The sequence below is a fragment of the Paenibacillus odorifer genome, from assembly GCF_000758725.1.
Taxonomy (GTDB): Bacteria; Bacillota; Bacilli; order Paenibacillales; family Paenibacillaceae; genus Paenibacillus_AQ; species Paenibacillus_AQ odorifer.
In genome coordinates, this window is sequence record NZ_CP009428.1 from 3,418,961 (window position 1) to 3,438,800 (window position 19,840).

Sequence of the window (19,840 nt, forward strand, 5' to 3'; positions counted from 1 at the left end):
TAGTTTTGCATGAAGTCAAACCTGGGAATCGTATGCTCACAAAACTTTTAGGAGGAATGAACATGACCAAACCAAAACAACTGAAGCTAGGGGCACTGCTTCATGGAGTAGGAGGCAGCACGTCGATGTGGCGCCATCCTGATGCTAAGCCGGATGCAAGTGTAAACTTTGAATTATACAAAGCGTGGGTACAGAAGGCAGAAGAAGGCAAGCTGGATCTGATCTTCATCGCAGACGGTTTGTACATTAATGAAAAGTCCATTCCGCATTTCCTTAACCGGTTTGAGCCGCTGACCATCCTTAGCGCACTCGCCGCCGTCAGCACCAACATCGGTCTGGTTGGTACCCTGTCCACCTCCTACAGTGAACCGTTTACTGTCGCGCGTCAATTCGGCTCACTGGATGTAATCAGCGGAGGCCGGGCCGGCTGGAATGTGGTGACTTCACCGCTGGAAGGCTCTGCCTCTAATTACAGCAAAAAAGAGCATCCTGACCATGGCAAGCGCTACCGCATTGCTACCGAATATTTGCAGGTGACGCGCGGATTATGGGATTCCTGGGAAGATGATGCGTTTGTCCGAGACAAGGAATCAGGTGTATTCTTTGATCCGCAAAAAATGCATACCCTGGACCATCAAGGTGAGTTCTTCTCCGTGAAGGGACCGCTCAATATTGCTCGTTCGAAGCAGGGGCAGCCAGTCGTGTTTCAGGCAGGTTCCTCAGAAGTTGGTAAAAATTACGCCTCAAAGGAAGCGGATGCTATCTTCACTGGCCACGAAACGCTAGAAGATGCCCAGGCATTCTATAGCGATGTTAAGACACGGGTAGCTTCATTTGACCGGGATCCGAATGAGGTGCTGATCTTTCCTGGCATTGCACCAATCATTGGCGACACACCAGAGGAAGCAGAGCGCAAATATCAGGAGGTTGCTGGTCTCGTGACGATTGAGAATGCACTGAAATATTTGGGCAGATTCTTCGAGCATCATGATTTCTCGCAATATCCGCTGGATGCACCGTTCCCTGAGCTTGGCGAGTTGGGGCGCAATAGTTTTCAGAGCGGCACGGATAAAATCAAAAAGGACGCGAAGGAGAGAGGCTTAACACTAAGACAGGTCGCCTTACAATCCGCTACCCCGCGCAGCAGCTTTATTGGCACACCTGAGCAAGTGGCGGATCAGATTCAAACCTGGTTTGAGGGTGGAGGAGCAGACGGATTTATGATCGCAGCTGCTGTTCCTAACGGACTGGAGGAATTCGTCGATCGGGTAGTGCCGATTCTGCAAGAGCGGGGTCTGTTCCGCACTGAATACGAAAGTAGCACCCTGCGTGGAAATCTCGGTATTCCATTGCCTGAGAACCGCTATTCCAAGGCATCTCAACCGGCAGGGCATAAAGCCATACATTAACAATAATATTAATTTGAATTTCAATATTTAGCTTTCGTCATAAAAAATGTAACGCAGCCGTTTAAGGCTGCGTTTATTTGCGTGCGCGCGGAGCTTGTCTATCAACGTAAGCGCTTTAAATATCCAATCAGAGCAATAGATAACCAATCACTGTTATATAGGCAGGGTTCCCGCTGCAGCTTATGATAGAAATATCAAGGAGGGATGTAAATTGTACGCTAAGTTCTACAAGTACCGATGGCAATATTTAATGATTCTTCCGGGAGTTCTGTTGCTATTTCTGTTCAGCTATATTCCGATGGCAGGGATTCAGGTCGCCTTCCGCGACTTTCAGATTGGCACCTCGATCTGGAATAGCGTATGGGTGGGATTAGACAACTTTTCTTTCCTGCAAGATCCCCAGTTTTTAACTGTTGTCAAAAACACGTTATATATATCCGTGCTTAAGTTCATCTTCGGATTCCCGGCACCGATTCTGCTGGCGCTGGTGATTAACGAGGTAACCCGGCCTGTATTTAAACGATTCGTGCAATCGGTCAGCTATTTGCCACATTTTTTCTCATGGATTGTAGTCGCTTACATCCTGCAGTCTTTTCTGACTTTGGATGGTGGGCTGGTCAATCAGTTCATCGAGAAAGCAGGTGGTGATCCCGTATTTTTTCTAGGTTCCACGGAGTGGTTCCGGCCCATGGTTATATTAAGCGGCTTGTGGAAAGAGACCGGCTGGAACACGATTCTCTATTTGGCTGCGATCACAACGATTGATCCGCAATTGTATGAGTCCGCCAAGGTAGAGGGGGCAGGAAAGCTAGCCCAGATTCGGCATATCACCTTCCCGGGTATTCTACCGACGATATCGATTGTGCTAATTCTAAGTATCCCAAGCCTGATTACTGTAGGGATGGATCAGATTTATCCGCTGATGAATTCTGCTAATCAAGGGGTCGCGGATGTACTGGATACGTATATCATCCGCAACGGATTGCAGCAGGGATATTTTGGGATGGCGACCGCAGTAGGACTGTTATCCTCAGTGATCAGCTTGATATTGGTTGTTTCGACTAATCAGTTATCCAGAAAAATAAATGGTGAAGGATTATGGTGATGGCATATGAAGCTCAGCAGAGGTGAAAAAATAGCTCAATACGTCATCGTCATAGTACTGGCCGGTCTGTGCTTGTCTGTACTATATCCATTCCTGTACATGCTGGCAATCTCACTGAATGACGGTGCAAGTGCGGCCAAAGGTGGCGTGTATCTATGGCCCAAGAATTTCACATTAATAAATTATGAGATCGTATTAGGAAATGAAATTATCCGGCAGTCTTATCTAATTACAATCGCTAGGACAGTCATTGGCACATTCGCAGGACTTATCGTCACACTTCTGGTGGCATTTGGCTTGTCCTACCGCGGTCTTCCCTTAAGAAGCACGATACTAGGCTATATTCTTTTAACCATGTTATTCAGTGGAGGACTGGTTCCTTTCTATATTCAGCTTAATAATCTCGGGCTTATCAACACGTTCTGGGTGTATATTTTCCCCGGGCTGTTCTCGGTCTGGAACATGTTTGTCATGCTGAAGTTTATACAGGGAATCCCTGAAGCTCTGGTAGAATCCGCTGAACTAGATGGAGCCGGTCCTGTTCGTACTCTGATTCAGATTATTATTCCACTCTCTCAACCTATGCTTGCAGCGCTGGGACTGTTTACCGCAGTGGGACACTGGAATGATTGGTTCGCCGGTGCTTTCTTCGTCACGAAGCAGAATCTGATTCCGGTGCAGACCTTCCTGCAGCAATTGCTCGCTGCTCAGGATTTATCCGCTGTCCTTGGCTCGAATACCAACCAGGAAGCTTTGGCGAGGAGCTCACAAATGCAGAATATTACGCTGATGTCGATTAAGATGGCAGTCGTTATGGTGAGTGCAATCCCCATCCTGTGCGTGTATCCGTTCCTGCAGAAATATTTTGTGAAAGGAGTTCTTGTAGGGTCAGTAAAAGGTTGATCTACAATAATAGAACAGGGGGAATTAAACAATGATGATCAAAAAAACGGGTCTAGTCGCCTTGGCTGCAGCAACCTTACTGATGTCTATTGCCGGATGCTCCGGATCAGGTGGGAATACTGCGAACAAGCCTGGAAGTGACAATGAAACGTCAAATAACCAGCCCGCCAGTGGCTCGACTTCCTTTAATCTCTGGCTCGGATGGACGGCAACCATCAATAATGATAGTATGGTCCAGAAATATTGGCGTGAACAGGAGCCTGGAGTAAATGTGAAGCTGGAAACCACCCAAGGCGACGCGATGACTGCACTTAATTTGAAGATAAACACTGGCGGCTTTGAGGATGCAGCTATCTTCAGCCGAAACGAAACGGTCAAAAGCGCGATGAACCGGTCGAAACAGCTTATGCCGCTAGAGCAGTATTTCGACATGCCTGACAAATATCCAGGACTTGCGTCTATTCCAAAGCAGTATCTGGAACTTATGAAGGATAATGAGGGCCATATCTGGTCCATCCCTACCTGGTTTGACCAAAACCCGGAAGATCCGTGGCCAGGTTGGGCATCTCAAGCCTGGATTGTCAGAAGTGATGTGCTGGAGAAAACAGGTATGACCAAAGAGGACTTAGCAACGTTAGAAGGAGTTGAGACCTTCCTTAGGAAAGCTGCAGAAGAGAAGGATGCTTCCGGCAAATCGCTGATTCCTCTATCATTCCTGATGGACACTAGTGATAATCTGGGCTGGAGCGATGAAAACGCGATTTTGACAGCATTCGGGGTGACTACAGCGGGTAATGGCGTTGACAAACGCGGCGATGATTTTGTATTCGCTTACGACGATCCCAATTATAAAGCAGCTTATCAATGGATGAACAAGATGTACCAGGAGAAGTTGATCGATCCAGAGGTCGTCACCAGCAAAAAAGAACAGTATACAGAAAAGAACAAATCAGGTCGTATTGCCTTCAATGTCGGCAGCTTCTGGAACATTCCTGCCTCAGCCTGGGAGACATTGGACGGCCCAACAGAGCCAGGGTGGTTTTACGAAGCGATCCCTTTTCCTAAAGTGGATGGTGTAGAGAAAGTCGGAATTAATCAGGTTACCAATCCGAATCCAGGCTATGATGTCTATGTTAGTGAAAAAACTAAAAATCTGGAAGCTATTCTGAAATTCTTCGATTATACCTTGCAGCCGAAACCCGAGCAGCAGCAGGTCATTAATGAAGGACCGGCGGGATTATACTGGGATTGGATTGATCAACCGTTGGGTAAATGGAAATTTACAGACGAAACCTACAAGACGAGCCGCAATTCCGGAGACACCGCACAAAAAGCTAAAGTCACCCCGGAGCTTTACATGACTGCCTCTTACAGCAATGAATGGTACCCATGGTGGAACACAGAGGATGCAGGAAAAGCCGGAGCTGCTAAGACAATTAAGTTCACAGAAGCTATCGGCAAAATGGGAACGATCCGCGTGGCAGAGCCTTATGATCTGTTCCAGATGAAACAGGGCGGCGCATGGGAGAAATATTCACCGGAGATCGAAAATATCCGCAAGGAATATCGAGCCAAGCTTTTAATGGCCAAAGACGAGGGGCAATTCGAGAAGAATTGGAGCGATTTCCAAGCAGCACTAGAGAAGCGTGGGCACTGGAGTGAAGTCAAGCAGGAGTGGCTGGATACGTACAAGGAGGAAGTAACAGCCTTGCAATAGACAACCGTGATGCTCATTCAGTCGCGGATCTTAAACGATAAAAAAATTAATGGAGCACCTCTCACTTGGAGGGGGCTCCCTTTGCACTTCATGGGGGGGAATCTATGATTAAACAACAAATAGAGAAATGGATCATCCGTATGACCCATTCTATGAACCTGAGGAGTAAGATTGTATTATTCTACGGACTAATTGTATTTCTCCCCACCGTACTGCTGGCTGCAGGTGCAGGGTACATGATGCTTCATACAGTGCGGGCCAATTATATGCTTACGATCAGGGAAGCCGTTCGGCAAAGTGCGCAGAGTATTGAATTCAGGAAGCAAAGCTATGATCTGCTGGCTACCCGGACGGCTACGGATGGTGAGCTGATCTCTAGATTAGCCAGGGACTATGCGGATATCGATGAACAATTGGGTACGGTCAATTATGTGGACCGTTCCTTCCTGCTCACCAGTAAATACTTGCCAGGTATTGAGAATTTCCGGATCTATCATACCAACGATACACTAGTGCAAGATGGAGGGCTTCTGTGGAAGCCGGAAGAACGGAGCCTTTCGGGAATTCGAGAGCGGGAATGGTATACGAAAATGCTTCGCACAACAGACAATATGGTATGGACTAATGCAGCTGACGACAGGACTAAGCTAGTGGTATCCCATAAAATTCTGAACGCATATGGAGATGTTTACGGGATTGTGTACCTGTTACTGAACTATAACGGTGTCTTCATGGAATCGTTCGAGCATCCTTTTGAAGGGGCCGGAGAATTGTATATTGTTGACGACAACGAACGAATTATTGCATCCTCGGAGCCCTCTGAAATTGGCAGCCGGTTATCCTCATCCTCCTTAGGTCAGTACTGGAATAACTCGTTGGAAACATCGGCGACAAAAAGCGGGATGATGCTGATCACTCAGGAGATTAAGTCTGGCTGGACGGTTGCCGCGCTTGTGCATCTTGACCGACTGGAGGAGCAGTCTACGCGGATTATGTACTATATCGGAGCAGGTATTGCATTTTTCCTGCTGTTGTCCATCTTTCTAATCATGATTGTACTTAAAAATGTGATTTGGCGGATCCGCAAGCTGGGCATCCGAATGACAGATATCTCACAGGGCTATTTCGAAGTTACAGTGAGAAACCGTGACAACGATGAGCTGGGTGAACTTGAGATATTGTTCAATTCCATGTCTGGCCGTTTGAGAAAACTGGTCGAAGAACATACAGAGGCCATGCTCAAAGAGCGGGAGCAATCATTCAGGGCGTTGCAGGCACAGATTAACCCTCATTTCATCTATAATTCGCTAAGTCTGATCCGTTGGCGGGCATTAGATCAGCAGGACGAATTGCAAATCCGAACCATAGATGCGCTGACGACATTCTATCGGCTGGCACTCAATAACCGGGTTAATGTGACGCTGATCCGTGACGAAATTGAGCATCTTAAGGCGTATATCGAAATTCAGCAGCTGCGTTATCCCGGTCAGGTATCCGTAGAGTGGCTGGTAGAGCCTGACGTTCTTGACCTGTACAGCATTAAGCTGATTCTACAGCCAACGGTCGAGAACTGTTATCTGCACGGGGGCATCACAACTAGAACTCATGCTTTTATACAAATTACGATCAAACGAGTGGAGAATACGGTGCAGTTTCAGATTTTTGATAATGGAAAAGGGATTGGCAGTGAGAAGCTGGAACAGATCCGTACCGGCAGCTACACGGGGACGCAAAACGGATTCGGGATGAACAATATCCGTGAACGTCTTGCCTTGTATTTTGGCACAGAGGGCCGCTTTGAGATTGACAGTGTAGAAGACGAATGGACTTGTGTAACCATTGATATCCCTGTTTGCAAGGAAAGTCCTGAGATAAAAAAGGGGGATGGAGCTTAATGCGGGTATTAATTGTCGACGACGAGCCTATGCAGATTCAAGGGCTTCTTCGTCATATTGGCTGGAAAGCTCTGGGGTATGAGGAACCGTTAACTGCATTATCTGGTGAAGAAGCACTAACAATCCTAGGAAAAACTCTTGTGGATGTGCTGATCGCTGACGTCTCGATGCCCGGTATGACAGGGATCGAACTGCTCGCCAGATGCAGAGCGGATTATCCGTTACTCCAGTCTTTACAGACTGTGATGATCAGTGGATATGACGAGTTTGAATTTGTGCAGGAGGCTATACATCTGGGAGCTAAAGCTTACGTTCTGAAGCCCATCAAGACGGAAGAACTCGAAATGAAACTGGCTGCGTTCAGAGAAGTAGTTGAGAAGAAAAAACAGATTGAACAGGAAACCACTGTACTTAGGGAGAAAGTTACAGAGAGCTATGAGGTGCTGCAGGAACGTTTCGTCAAAGATATGGTCGAAGGCTGGATCCACAGTGATGAGCTGCTCGAATCCTGGCGGCGTCTGCTGGATCTGCCTAATGGGGAATGGCAGGCAACTTTATTCCTGTTCGGATATGACCGCAGGTTCCTAGATAATCCGCATGATGCCAAGGATCGGATCCTGCTTAGCGAAGGGTTATTGAACTGCGTTAAGACTGGTCTATCTGGCTTCTCCGGTACCTATATAGGGAAGACAGGAGCGGATGAACTGGCCGTCATTGTGCTGAACGCAACGCCATTGGTGCGGGCAAGACTTGAGAAGCAGCTTGCGTTTATCCAAGATATCCTAAGAGAGCAGTATAAAGCCTCCGTCTCGGTCGGAATTAGCAGAGAGTGCTTGTTCTGGACGGAAATACCGTTGCTTTATAAGGAAGTAAGGCATATGATGACCGGTGCCAGGCTGGCCGGCTACGGACAAATCCTCTATTTCGACCGGAACTTGATGAATGAATATCATGATTTCAGGTTGCGTGAAGAATACATTCCGGAAATCGTTAAGCTATTGGACAGAGGAGAGAGCGATAAAGCTTCCTCTTATTTCAATCATGCTTTCGAAGTGCTACTTGCACGAGAACCTGTATCCTTTTCCTATGTGCAGGCTTTCGGAATGGGTTTGCTTAGCGAACTAGCCAGAAAACTGAAGCGTATACATGAGAAGGATACAGAGATGAACATCCTCATGTGGCAGCGCCTGATCGACTGTACAGGCGTAGATGAAGTCAGGAAGGTCGTACTGGAATATTTGGCGCAATATGCTAAGCTTAATCAAAGAGAACAGGTCGCTCAGCAGCATAACCTTATCCAGCGGGTCGCCCGCCAATTGGAGGAGCATCTGCATGAGAACATGACTGTAAAGCAGCTTGCTGAGCAGTTTCACTTGAATCACAGCTATTTAAGTGTTCTCTTCAAGAAAGAAATGGGCCGGACGATTTCCGATTTCGTGCAGGAAGCGCGTGTGAACAAAGCCAAGGAACTACTTCGTGACCCCAATATTAAGGTTTACGAGGTTGCCGAGCAGGTGGGCTTTCAAACCGCGGCTTATTTTGCCTTCCTTTTTAAGAAAACAACCGGCACCACACCTCAGGAGTTCAGAGATTATCATTATTAGGAGTGATATTTTGCAGACAAAGATCAGCCTGGAAGGCGAATGGAAGTTGCAATTGGATGAGGGAAATCAAGGACTGGCATTGCCTTTTACAGATGTTATCACACTGCCGGGAACAACGTCCTACGCACGCAAAGGTTCGAAGAACGAGGATGTTTTAGTAAGCGCATTAACGGATGAGTATTTGTTTGAAGGGCAAGTCTGGTATTCAAAAGAGGTCGTCATTCCGGAAGAACTAGCCGGCAAAGTCTGCTTCCTATATTTGGAACGCACGAGGCTGACGACTCTATGGCTGGACAATCAGGAAATAGGCAGCCGTAACAGTCTGAACACTCCACATATATACGAGTTGCCGCAGCTTCAACCTGGGAATCATACGCTCATCATACGCGTGGACAATACTGGTTATCCAACCAAAGGTGGACATTTAACGTCGCAGGATACCCAGACCAACTGGAACGGGATTACCGGACGTATGGAGCTTCAGTTCTATGGTGAGTCACGGCTCAGCGGCATCCGGCTCGATCCGGATCTCTCAGCCCGCTCAGTCCGAATCACGGCAACCTTGGACAGCAGGAACGAATCTATACTTACAGTGTCTGCTCAGAGCTTCAACAGCGACAATACACATGCTGTGGACGAGAGGGAGTACCCAGTCTCACCGGGTAGTTTTTCCGTCAACTATGAGCTTGGTCAAGACGCGCTGCTCTGGAGTGAAGGCGCTCCCAATCTTTATAACATAAACCTTGTTTTGAAAGACAGCGATGGATATATAACGGACCGACAGGAGCTCGTTTTTGGATTGAAGGAATTCCGGGCAGAGGGCGATAAGTTTACAATCAACGGAGAAAAAACCTTCCTCCGCGGCAAACATGACGGCCTGATCTTCCCGCTAACCGGTTATGCCCCGACTGACGTCGAGGAATGGGTAAGAATCCTGGGCATCTCCAAGTCTTACGGCATCAATCATTATCGCTTTCATACCTGCTGTCCGCCGGAAGCTGCTTTCACCGCAGCGGATATGCTCGGTATCTACATGCAACCAGAGCTTCCATTCTGGGGAACAATCACAGAAGAAACCGACGAGGGCCATAATCAGGCGGAGCAGGACTATCTGATCAGCGAAGGCTATGCCATTCTTCAGGCTTTTGGCAATCACCCCTCCTTCGTGATGATGTCGCTTGGCAACGAGCTATGGGGCAGCAAAGCCAAGATTGATTCCTTCCTAAAGGACTATAAAGCATTTGATAACCGGATTCTCTATACACAGGGGTCCAATAACCACCAATGGGTGCCAGAAATTCTGGAACATGACGATTTCTTCAGCGGCGTGCGCTTCTCCAGAGATCGGCTGTTCAGAGGCTCCTATGCGATGTGTGATGCTCCATTAGGTCATGTCCAGATCGATCTGCCAGGCACGATGAAAGACTATGACGATCAGATCGTCCCTCAGGATTTCTTCAACGGAGAGGGGATGGAAGCTGCCGCTGGCGGCGAGATCCAGATCCAGTATGGTACGGAAGCCAAGACGGTGAAGGCTGGAGACGCTTCCGCAGAATGGATACCGCACATTCCGGTAATCTCGCATGAGATCGGACAGTATGCTACCTATCCTAATTATGAGGAAATCGATAAATACAACGGTCCGCTCAAAGCTGAGAATTTCAAAATTTTCCGTGAACGACTGGAAAGTAAAGGGCTGGGTCATTTGGCCGCCAAATATTTTGAATCCTCGGGGCAACTGGCAGTAGCTTGCTACAAAGAGGAACTTGAGGCGGCATTCCGCTCCCGGCGGCTTGCGGGCTTCCAACTGCTTGATTTGCAGGATTTCAGTGGCCAGGGAACGGCGCTGGTGGGTGTCCTCGACGCCTTTATGGATTCCAAAGGAATGATAAGTCCGGAGGACTGGCGAACTTTTTGTAATGATGCCGTTCTGTTGGCAAGATTCCCTAAGTATAACTATGTCTCTGGTGAATCGTTCGATGCCCATGTTGAACTGAGCTGTTTCCGCAGTGGTATGCCGAGTGCATTTGAACTGCATTGGGAGCTTACCGCGGATAATGGTATACTCGCCGCAGGTTCAACCGAGGTGGACGTACCTGCAGGAACGAATTATATCGATATCTGCGATCTGGCAATAAAACTACCTGAAGTTGACCGTATGAGTACTATCGTATTGTCCCTCTCCATACAGGGAACAGATATCCGTAAGAGTTACGACCTGTGGATTTATCCAGTGAAGAGTGGCAACATGCTGGAAGGTGTCCATGTCTTCGACAAGCTGTCTGATGATGCGCTTGCATTGCTGGAGCAAGGTGAGAATGTGCTGCTTATGCCGAAACCGGAATCTCTCCAAAATGCCGTTGAAGGTTATTACTGCACAGATTTCTGGTGTTATCCAATGTTCCGCTCGATCTCAGAGAGCATGAACCGGCCAGTACCCATTGGTACTATGGGGCTGTTGATTGATAACAAGCACCCGGTGCTTCGTGAGTTCCCGAGCGAGGAATATTCTACCTATCCCTGGTGGAGTATTGTTGAGAATTCGAAATCGCTCATCATGGATGCAGCTGACCGCGATTGGAATCCCGTTGTGCAGACTATCGATAATTTTGAACGCAATCATAAGCTGAGTTTCCTAGTGGAATGCAGTGTAGGAGCAGGCAACCTGCTGATATGCGCATTGGATGCTGATAAGGTTAGCGATACGCCGGAAGGCAGACAGTTCTTATTCAGTCTTGCGGTTATATGAAATCAGATGATTTCAAGCCACAGTACAAGGCGAATGTTGCAGAACTTCTTGAGCTGATCCAATAGGCAGAGGCAGGCGATTGCTAAGGTTACCTGTCAAATTTCATATGGATGAATAGTCCAATGGGGCTACAGTGAAAACTACGTTCTCCACTTGAGTAAAACAGACTGTCGCATCGTAAAAAACTGAAGAGCAGCGATTCTCTTAATGAAGAGAGATTCGCTGCTCTTAGTTTTTTGCTGCTTTTAGTTTATTGGTAGCCGCCAGCTTCAACAGTGTCATCGTTATCTGAGCCTCTGAGGGTTTCGGACTCAGATGACACTATTTTCTGATTTTCAGCCTTGTGAACAACATTTCAGACTCCAGTGACGCTATTGCTTATAAAGAGGTTCATATGTGGTATATTTCATGCAAATAGTGGCTATGAAGACCGTTAGCCTACCAAAAGTGCAATAATACTGCATTTAGCGTCATCTATGTCCGATAGATGGTGCTAGTTTGAAAGATACAACAATGCGAAGAAGGTTTCAAATAGGCAGCATTTCGAAGTTGAAAAATTAAAAGATATTCCTTTAATTACTATACTTTTTCAAAGCTTCTGCCATATCCAATTTATATTGATCTACTTTTTTGAAATTATCGATAGTTGTTACAACCATTTGGAAAAGATACTCCGATGTTCCTCCTAATTTTAGATTGTTACGTATTAAATTCATTACAATGTCTAAAACGATTGATGACGGAATGAGGACATCTGTAAGTCTAAACGTATGAGATAAGGATTGTGACCCTAAAGGCCATGGTAAGTCAATCGAAAAAGAAACCGGCACTTTAATATCCAATTTGAAATTTTTCATATTTAAACCTTTTTCAAGTTGATTCTGGATCTCCCCAAAAATATAATCGTTAAAAATCTCAGAAAATTTAGTAAAAGTAAAGTTGGAAGCGTCACGGCAAAGATCCACGAGCTTACGAGGATTGAACTTGATTTCTTTCACTGTCATAACAACAGGAGGGATGATTGCTTCTTGAATTATAGCTTCGACTGCTCCTCTTAACCCTTTGAAAAATTCATCTTTTACTTTACCGGCACCGATTAGAGAAAAAATGTTAAACGTTAATACGTCAGCGGCTTTTTCAGCAATTTCCATTACCGGATCAATCAGTTCTTTCATTAGTTTTTCTTGCATCAGCTTAATTATGAAATCGGTAATAGTATTTAATATCTTGGCTATTTCATTTAGCCAGTGTTCGATTATGGCGAGTAGTTCATCGATCAAGGCTTGAAACAACGCTGGAATCAGTTTTAGAGCGAATTGAATCATATGATCAGTTAAATGATTTATCAAAATTTTGGCTATTGCTTCTATTTCAGCCATTTGAGGCATCCACATCGGATCGCTTTGCAAATGGTTGGCGAAGTCCACGGCGTTACCTTTTATTGGAGTAAATATGTTTAGAGCATTCTCAAAAAGTTGTTCTTGTGCTTCAGGTGTCAAAGGCGCTACCATTTCCGCAATAATTTTAACAGCTGCCTCCAACGGTTTCTTTAAAATATCTTGAGCTCCAAGTGGTCCAAGAACATTTGCAGCCTGACCAGCAGCTTCGCGAAGAAGACCCTCGATTTGTTTATTAACTGAAGTCTGAATTCCGTCCATGACATGAATAACGCTTCTTCCAAGCATTGTGAGTAATACGCTGGATAATGCTTCTTGCATAGTTTTTATGTCAAAATTTTGAAATCCATTAACGATCTCTGGAATTAGAACATCAGAAGTCAGTTGTATGCAGGGAATCAGGGCTTGCTCAAATAGAATCTTAATCTCTTCCTCGCCAGCCAAAGTGTTCGAGATTGCAGTTTTTCTGGCACTTATTTCCGTATCCACGTAATGATCGAAAGCTTGATTTATGGCTCCAAGTGTTGATCTAAAAGAGTTTTCCCCTGTAGTCGAAGGAAATGAGGGACTGAATAAGAACTTCATTGCATCTTGGGCAGTTCCTGAAACGGCAGGTTTGAGAATTGCTGCTATCTCCCGAACGCTATCTACATGTTGTATGGTAAGCGTCAAAGGTTTATCAAGTAGAAATGAAAGAAGATCCTCATGGTTCAAATTTGTGTCAGACGGATGGTTCAAATCTGTATTAATTGCACTTTTGACAGCGGGAGGAGGTTGGTAAGACAATTGTGCCGTAAAAGTAGGCATGGTTGCTTTATCTGCCGCTTGCACTGCAAAGGGGAGCAACAAAGCTGATACCCACAAAGCAGAAATACTTCGGTCAAACTCCTTCTTAAGCTGCTCGTTTTGAATTAATGCTGATAATGAGTCTAAACGAACAAAAATTGCATGGTTATCCGGTACTAACTGAAAAGAATTAAAGCCTTTCAGGGTTTGAATGACTTCTGTGGTTTGTTCAGCTGGTAAAGAAGCAAGGCCAATTAAACGAAGGATCTCTTCCTTAAAGAACACATTCATAGTCAAGAAGAACAACGATTGGAACTGTCCGCCAATAAATGTAAGAACGGTTTGCGCTAGTTTTTCGTTATTGCTCCCGGTACCTTCATTTAATTGTCTACTGACCTCATAGGCTGATTTCACTCCTATCCTTAGCATAGTACCGAGCATTAATGCTTGTTCCTGCTGTGTGTCAATAGCTTTATTAACAATGCCCTCAATTAAGCGGTCCCCATAACGATTGACCAGTTTTGCAGGATCGGGGAATTTAAAATTGATGCCACCTCTATAGCCACCCCCCGCAATAAATCCCATTCCCGCCTCATAGACAAATTGGAATCCAGATTCCCCTAGAGTAGCTGTCTTATGTAAATTACCAAGCATAACAAAATTGGCATACGCCATAAAACCAACCGCAAATTGGGCGTACAAATAACCTTCGAGCTCTGATTCTTCTAACAATAGCTCAATCAATTCACCGGATAAACCATTTCCTGACGGTTTATTCTTCAGGATTTTCAATAACTCTTTAACTGTCATATTCATGCTTAATCCAGCCGCTACCGCCGCTTTAAGAACGGCTTGAAGTCGACCAGCTAGCCCGGCTTCGTCGAATAGATCCAGGGGCGTTTGTATCTGTACTTGGAGAAGAAGCGAAACTTCGGCACTCCCCAATATTTTTAATTCAGCCCATTTATTTAATAAATTATTGATTTGTGCCATAGCCTGAGCGCCTAACTTATAGTTCATTCCTCTTCTCAAGCTACCCTGGCCTGCAACTAAGGTCTGTCCCTGGATATTTCCCCAGCTTTGAGTTGTTGTGCTTTGTTGAAAGATCTGCTGATCTTGATTCAGTGGCAATCTAACACCTCCATATTACATTGTTTTAGTATTAAGTAATATGGGGTGTGAACTCATTTGATAACTTTTATGGAAAAAATTTGCTTGGATCAAATCGAAAACTTCTCATGAAACATTTCATCCAATAATATTATTTCTGCTTTTCTGCTGACAGCTTGGTTTCCAAACTTAACATCAATGATAAACTCATCACTCAGCATCTGCCGATACCGGGATATAATCTCTTCTTCCATCAGTTCTCCCATTGACTTCGTTTCAGTCGGGATTACAGAGATTCCAGCTTGCTCTACCAAGTAAAGATTTTGTTTGATATCTGTAGCTACTTTGCTAAGAATGCTTTCGCTTATTGCTGTCTCAATATCTACCATTCCTTCACTCGTATAAAAATGCTTGTTGACTGCAGCGAGTGCAGCATGTGAAACATGAAATGCTTGAATATCTTTTTGTATTTCATACTGCATTTCAGCTGTTTCGAATATCAAAGCAAGCTGCTTAACTCTTTCGGTCGTTTGTCCATTTATTTCACCAAAATAAGTTTTGGAACCAAATTGAGCGTATAAAATATCCTCTTTAATGTCTCCACCTGCACCAGGGAATCCTGGAAGTAACCGATCACCCACGATTTCAAGCCAGGGATTATAACCAATAGTGTTGGTCAGTGTAATTATTGTTTTGCTCTGATTATTTTTGATCGCAGACAGGGCAGATTCTGCCTGATCATATCGTACAGGAACAAAGATAAAATCATAGATGTCATCATCTACAAGCTTTTCGACCGTCTTAATGGATAGTTGCTTTATCGTACCGTTGTCGTTGTATCTCAAACCCTTCCGCTTAAGTTCATCCAGCCTTTTTCCTCGAGCCAGTAAAGTGACGTCAAACCCCGATTGTGCAAATCTAAGAGCGTATAAACTGCCAATTACGCCAGCGCCAAATATTAGAAGTCTATTTTGTTTTATGTTCACTATTATCATTCCTTCCGAATAACTAGTCACTGATTGTTTAAGCAACATCTGTTTGATAAGATAATAGTATGACAAGATTATGCTTACAACCGTCATTGTAAGAAAAGAGTTGCATAGACAACACATTCCGATAATTGATGTTTTAGAAAGGGGAGACTCAGATGGTACATCAAGAAGATCCGAGAGTAATACGGACTCGCCTGTTAATAAGAGAAGCTTTCAGAAATCTTTTACAGACTAAAGGATTTGATTCAATGACAATAAAAGATATCTCACAGAAAGCTACGATAAACCGGGCTACTTTTTATGCCCATTATGAAGATAAATATGCTTTACTCGATGAATTTACAGAACATTCTTTTCATCAGATGATTCCTGAACAAGTAATGAATGCACGGGAGTTTTCAGATGAAATATGTAACCAGTTGATCTTGTTGACTCATCAGTACATCGTTGATTTTTATCAGAAATGCAGAATGGATTCCAAATCTATTGCTAAGCTGGTGGATGAGAAAGTAAAAAATATGCTGCAGCAAATCATTGAAAACATATTTTTGAAGGGGATTAATTATGATATCGCAGACCGCCAACATACAAAGATCATTTCAGCAATGACAGGTTCAGCGATCTATGGCGCTGCATTTACTTGGTTAATTGAGGGGGAGGCTGATCAGACCGATTTACTTGTGGACATTGTTCGTCCTTATGTAATGAGTGGCCTGGGACTCTTGATAAGATAGAATAGGAACGCTTACAAGCATAACACTCGGGACAAGTCCCACGAACAGGAAGGTTTAATCACTTCGCCAAGATTATCAGAAAGGTGGAACCTATGGTTGATTTTGACTGGTCATTTTGGGAGACGATATTACTTTATTTCATGCTCATTTTTTTCGAATCACCAGTAGGTATAATTATCGTAATTATTTTTGTTATTATTTTTATTATGTTTATAGTTGATAAACTAGTCATCAAATCCTAAATTGCAAATATCCACAAAAACTAACGCTTCGGACCATTCCGAAGCGTTAGTTTTTGTATGCACAAGTTATGTTTAGTCATCTAACGCATGCCTAAATCCAGAAAATAATAATTCTCAAATTAGCTATTTTAAATTTGATGAAAATGATATAAGATAATGTAACAAATGAAACGATACGTATCGTTCTATAATTACATACTTTTAATAAATAACATCTAGGAGGTGAAATGAAATTGAACGTGAAAAACAAAGAACCTCGAAGTAAAAAGGAGATTCTTACTGCAACTCTAGAAATGTTGGAATCTAACAGTTATTCATCATTAACGATTGAGGCTATTGCAGCACAAGCTAGAGTTGGCAAAACAACCATCTATAGATGGTGGGAAAATAAAGCACGGCTTGTATTGGACGCTTTTCTAATGACCGTAGAATCAGAGTTTGAATTTGATAGCAATAAATCCATTGAGGTTAACTTTAAACAACAGCTTGAAGCTTTAGCTCGTATCCTCAATAGCAAAATCGGGAAATCCACTTTAACTATAGTTACAGAGAGCGAAGAAATCGCGAAAGATTTTTACGTATTGTTTTTAATGACTAAAAGAAATGAAGCCAAACAATTACTCCAAGCAGCCATAGATAAGGGAGAATTGAAGTCAACAATTAACCTGGATATAACTTTAGATCTGCTTTATGGTCCCATTTACTTTCAAATTCTCATCTATAAAAAAATTCCGGATGCGGATTACATAAAGGATTTGTTGATCCATGTCTTGGAAGGCATCACTGTTGCAAATTAATAGTAAACCGGGGGATATTCACTTTATGAATCAGACGATAGACGTTCAGAATTACAATAAGAACTATTCATTAATGACGATTATTTTATTTTGGTGTGGTTTAGTTATTCTAACTAGCATGTATATTACAATTCCATTATCCGAAGTGTTTTCGCATGCCTTCCAGATTAGCCCGAGTGAGGCGGCTTGGATTGGGAGTTCATTTTCTCTTTGTTATGCTCTGGGCTGTCTTTTGTATGGACCTTTCTCAGACAGGTATGGACGTAAAGTATTTTTAGTAGCTAGCATTATTGGGTTAACCGTAGTTACGCTTGCGCTAGGATTTGTGGATAGTTTTTACGGGCTTATTATGCTCAGAGGAGTGCAAGGCCTAGTGGCTGCTGCATTTGCACCTATTGCGCTAGTGTATGCAGGGGAAATGTTCCCGCCTCTTAAAAGATTAACAGCCGTTGGATTTATAAGCTCAGGACTGTTAATGGCAGGCATAGTAGGCCAGGTTTTTAGTGGGATTGTTAACGAAGCTCTTGGCTGGCGTGCTATTTTCTTTATTTTGGGGATTGTGTATGGTATTACTTCAGTGATTGTAATGAGGTTCCTTCCTAAAGATGAAATGCTAAGACCGAAAGAAAATGTTCTGCGGAAGTTTAAACAAATGACATTTCTGCTAAAACAATCACAATTGCTTTTGGCTTTTGCGATAACCTTTATGCTTCTATTAACTTTAGTTGGCATGTACACTGTTTTGGGAAGTTATTTAAGCTCAGCTAAGTTTGGACTTTCCTCACAGGATATCCTTTATATTCGTGCATTTGGAATCGCGGGGATGCTTTTATCACCCTTTTCCGGAAGAATTGCTCAAAAACTGGGAATGGCCGCTGTTCTAAGGGGAGGCTTAGCTTTAGCTGCAATTGGGTTGCTTGCTCTAGGTTTTAGCACGAACCTGCCATTTCTTGTCCTAATGAGCGTTGTATTTGTGGCTGGTATCGCGCTGGTAACTCCCGTTATCATCTCAATCGTCAGTCAATTAGGGGGAAATGCAAGAGGGTCTGCTATTTCATTCAATGCATTTATTCTATTCCTAGGTGCTAGCACAGGCCCGATATTAGCTTTGAAATTATTAAAAACAGAAAATTATTCGTTATCCTTTACTATATTAGGTTCTATTCTTTTATTAGGTTTTTTAATCTCTCTTTTTCTTAGATTATCGGCTAGGGTTCCAGTAGTGAAAAATGAACGGGCTGCTTCTTTACCCACAGAGTGATAGGAATGATTAAAGAAACGGAGATTTGCATTGTTGGTGGTGGACCTTCAGGTCTCTTTCTAGGGCTGCTGTTAGCCAAAAACGGAATTAGAGTTACTGTACTGGAAAGTCAAACAAGCTTTAATCGCAAGTTTAGAGGAGAAGTTCTCCAGCCTCGATTTGTAAGGCTCATGAAAGAGCTGAACCTGGAACAGCGTCTTGAAAAGTATGAGCATATAAAATTATTTAATGCCGAAATATGGAATAATAAAAAATATATCACTCAAATTGATTATAAAAAGGAAATGCCAGAGGGACCTTACGCAATTAAAATAAAACAATCCGTCCTGTTAACTTTTCTTTATGATCTAGCAAAGGATTATACTAATTTTGTGCTCGTTTTTAACGCTAAGGTCACTTCAACTATTAAAAGTGCAAATCGAACAGTCGGGGTAAACGCCTTAGTAGATGGACAAATAGTAACTTCATAGGACTTCCTTATTCCTCTGATTGTGTGCAAATAGGTTTTACAATGAAGAAAGACCAATGGAATACCATAAAAAGAAAAGGCATCGAACCATTAAAGCTTGAATTCATAAAGGCCTTTCCTGAGCTTGAAGAAGACATTGAAAAAATCAGTGATTTCAAATCGTTCGTTTCTATCCAATCAGAGACTTTTATGGTGGACAATTGGCATGATAAGGGTTGTATTCTAATCGGTGATGCTGCACATTGTTCTTCTCCACTCGGAGCTATCGGATTGTCCTTGGCTTTTGAAACAGCGCTGGTCACAGCTGAACTTATTGTTACATCAAAATTAGAGCCAAATCATGAATACAAGCGTTTAGATCGTTTGCAGTCCATTCGTAATCGGGAAATTCGTTTAGTGCATTTTGCTCAACAGTTGATAATCAGCATGATCGTTAAATCCCCTAAAGGGATTAAAAACTTCTCGCTAGCGTGCATGAAACTGATGGGAAATAGCAGGATCGCTAGATATTTAATGCGGAGATTCTTTTTGGGGAGTCCTAAAATAACGGTTGATAATGCCTTTAAATTTTAACGAAGCCTCATTCCTAAGTAGAGTTCATTGGGAATGAGGTTATTTTAATTTGTTGAAACGCAAAGAATTTGTATAGAAAACGCTTTCTATCCATTGT

Annotated in this window: 14 protein-coding genes; 12 read left to right on the forward strand and 2 right to left on the reverse strand. The window is 43.6% G+C overall.

What is annotated here, in order from left to right; genetic code table 11:
- The first annotated feature begins 62 nt into the window (after nt 1–62).
- From PODO_RS14885 to PODO_RS14915, 7 genes are all read left to right on the forward strand, one after another.
- Nucleotides 63–1,409, forward strand: a complete 1,347-nt coding sequence (locus PODO_RS14885; RefSeq protein WP_038571141.1) for an LLM class flavin-dependent oxidoreductase — start codon at nt 63–65, stop codon at nt 1,407–1,409.
- A 211-nt stretch (nt 1,410–1,620) separates the two neighbouring features.
- Complete coding sequence (locus PODO_RS14890; RefSeq protein ID WP_052097050.1) at nt 1,621–2,514, forward strand: ABC transporter permease; 894 nt, start codon at nt 1,621–1,623, stop codon at nt 2,512–2,514.
- Between the two features lie 6 nt (nt 2,515–2,520).
- On the forward strand, nt 2,521–3,417 hold the full coding sequence (locus PODO_RS14895) for a carbohydrate ABC transporter permease (RefSeq protein WP_036677267.1): 897 nt from the start codon (nt 2,521–2,523) through the stop codon (nt 3,415–3,417).
- Between the two features lie 31 nt (nt 3,418–3,448).
- On the forward strand, nt 3,449–5,134 hold the full coding sequence (locus PODO_RS14900) for a type 2 periplasmic-binding domain-containing protein (protein WP_038571148.1): 1,686 nt from the start codon (nt 3,449–3,451) through the stop codon (nt 5,132–5,134).
- A gap of 104 nt (nt 5,135–5,238) precedes the next feature.
- Complete coding sequence (locus tag PODO_RS14905; RefSeq protein WP_038571151.1) at nt 5,239–7,029, forward strand: cache domain-containing sensor histidine kinase; 1,791 nt, start codon at nt 5,239–5,241, stop codon at nt 7,027–7,029.
- Nucleotides 7,029–8,633, forward strand: a complete 1,605-nt coding sequence (locus PODO_RS14910; RefSeq protein ID WP_038571154.1) for a response regulator — start codon at nt 7,029–7,031, stop codon at nt 8,631–8,633. Before PODO_RS14905 ends, PODO_RS14910 begins: the two co-directional genes overlap by 1 nt.
- Before the next feature lie 10 nt (nt 8,634–8,643).
- Entirely contained in the window at nt 8,644–11,382 is a 2,739-nt protein-coding gene (locus PODO_RS14915; RefSeq protein WP_038571157.1) for a DUF8487 domain-containing protein, read from the forward strand.
- A gap of 572 nt (nt 11,383–11,954) precedes the next feature.
- On the opposite strand, the gene PODO_RS14920 is transcribed toward PODO_RS14915, so the two are convergent.
- Both PODO_RS14920 and PODO_RS14925 read right to left on the reverse strand, forming a co-directional pair.
- Entirely contained in the window at nt 11,955–14,696 is a 2,742-nt protein-coding gene (locus PODO_RS14920) for a hypothetical protein (RefSeq protein ID WP_038571160.1), read from the reverse strand.
- An 89-nt stretch (nt 14,697–14,785) separates the two neighbouring features.
- Nucleotides 14,786–15,709, reverse strand: coding sequence for a ketopantoate reductase family protein (locus tag PODO_RS14925; protein ID WP_244886337.1), 924 nt, complete (start codon nt 15,707–15,709; stop codon nt 14,786–14,788).
- Between the two features lie 113 nt (nt 15,710–15,822).
- Between PODO_RS14925 and PODO_RS14930 the strand changes: the two genes are divergently transcribed.
- The 5 genes from PODO_RS14930 (at nt 15,823) to PODO_RS14950 (ending at nt 19,743) form a co-directional block, all read left to right on the forward strand.
- Nucleotides 15,823–16,401: a TetR/AcrR family transcriptional regulator gene (locus tag PODO_RS14930; protein WP_038571167.1), complete on the forward strand. Its 579-nt coding sequence runs from the start codon at nt 15,823–15,825 to the stop codon at nt 16,399–16,401.
- A gap of 469 nt (nt 16,402–16,870) precedes the next feature.
- Nucleotides 16,871–17,440 carry a TetR/AcrR family transcriptional regulator gene (locus PODO_RS14935; protein WP_038571169.1) on the forward strand — a complete coding sequence of 190 codons (570 nt, stop codon included), beginning with the start codon at nt 16,871–16,873 and terminating at the stop codon, nt 17,438–17,440.
- A 73-nt stretch (nt 17,441–17,513) separates the two neighbouring features.
- Nucleotides 17,514–18,701 (forward strand): MFS transporter, encoded by a 1,188-nt coding sequence (locus PODO_RS14940; protein WP_244886338.1) that lies wholly within the window; start codon nt 17,514–17,516, stop codon nt 18,699–18,701.
- A gap of 5 nt (nt 18,702–18,706) precedes the next feature.
- Nucleotides 18,707–19,171 (forward strand): FAD-dependent monooxygenase, encoded by a 465-nt coding sequence (locus PODO_RS14945; protein ID WP_038571172.1) that lies wholly within the window; start codon nt 18,707–18,709, stop codon nt 19,169–19,171.
- A 41-nt stretch (nt 19,172–19,212) separates the two neighbouring features.
- Nucleotides 19,213–19,743 (forward strand): FAD-dependent monooxygenase, encoded by a 531-nt coding sequence (locus tag PODO_RS14950; protein WP_038571175.1) that lies wholly within the window; start codon nt 19,213–19,215, stop codon nt 19,741–19,743.
- Nucleotides 19,744–19,840: the final 97 nt, after the last annotated feature.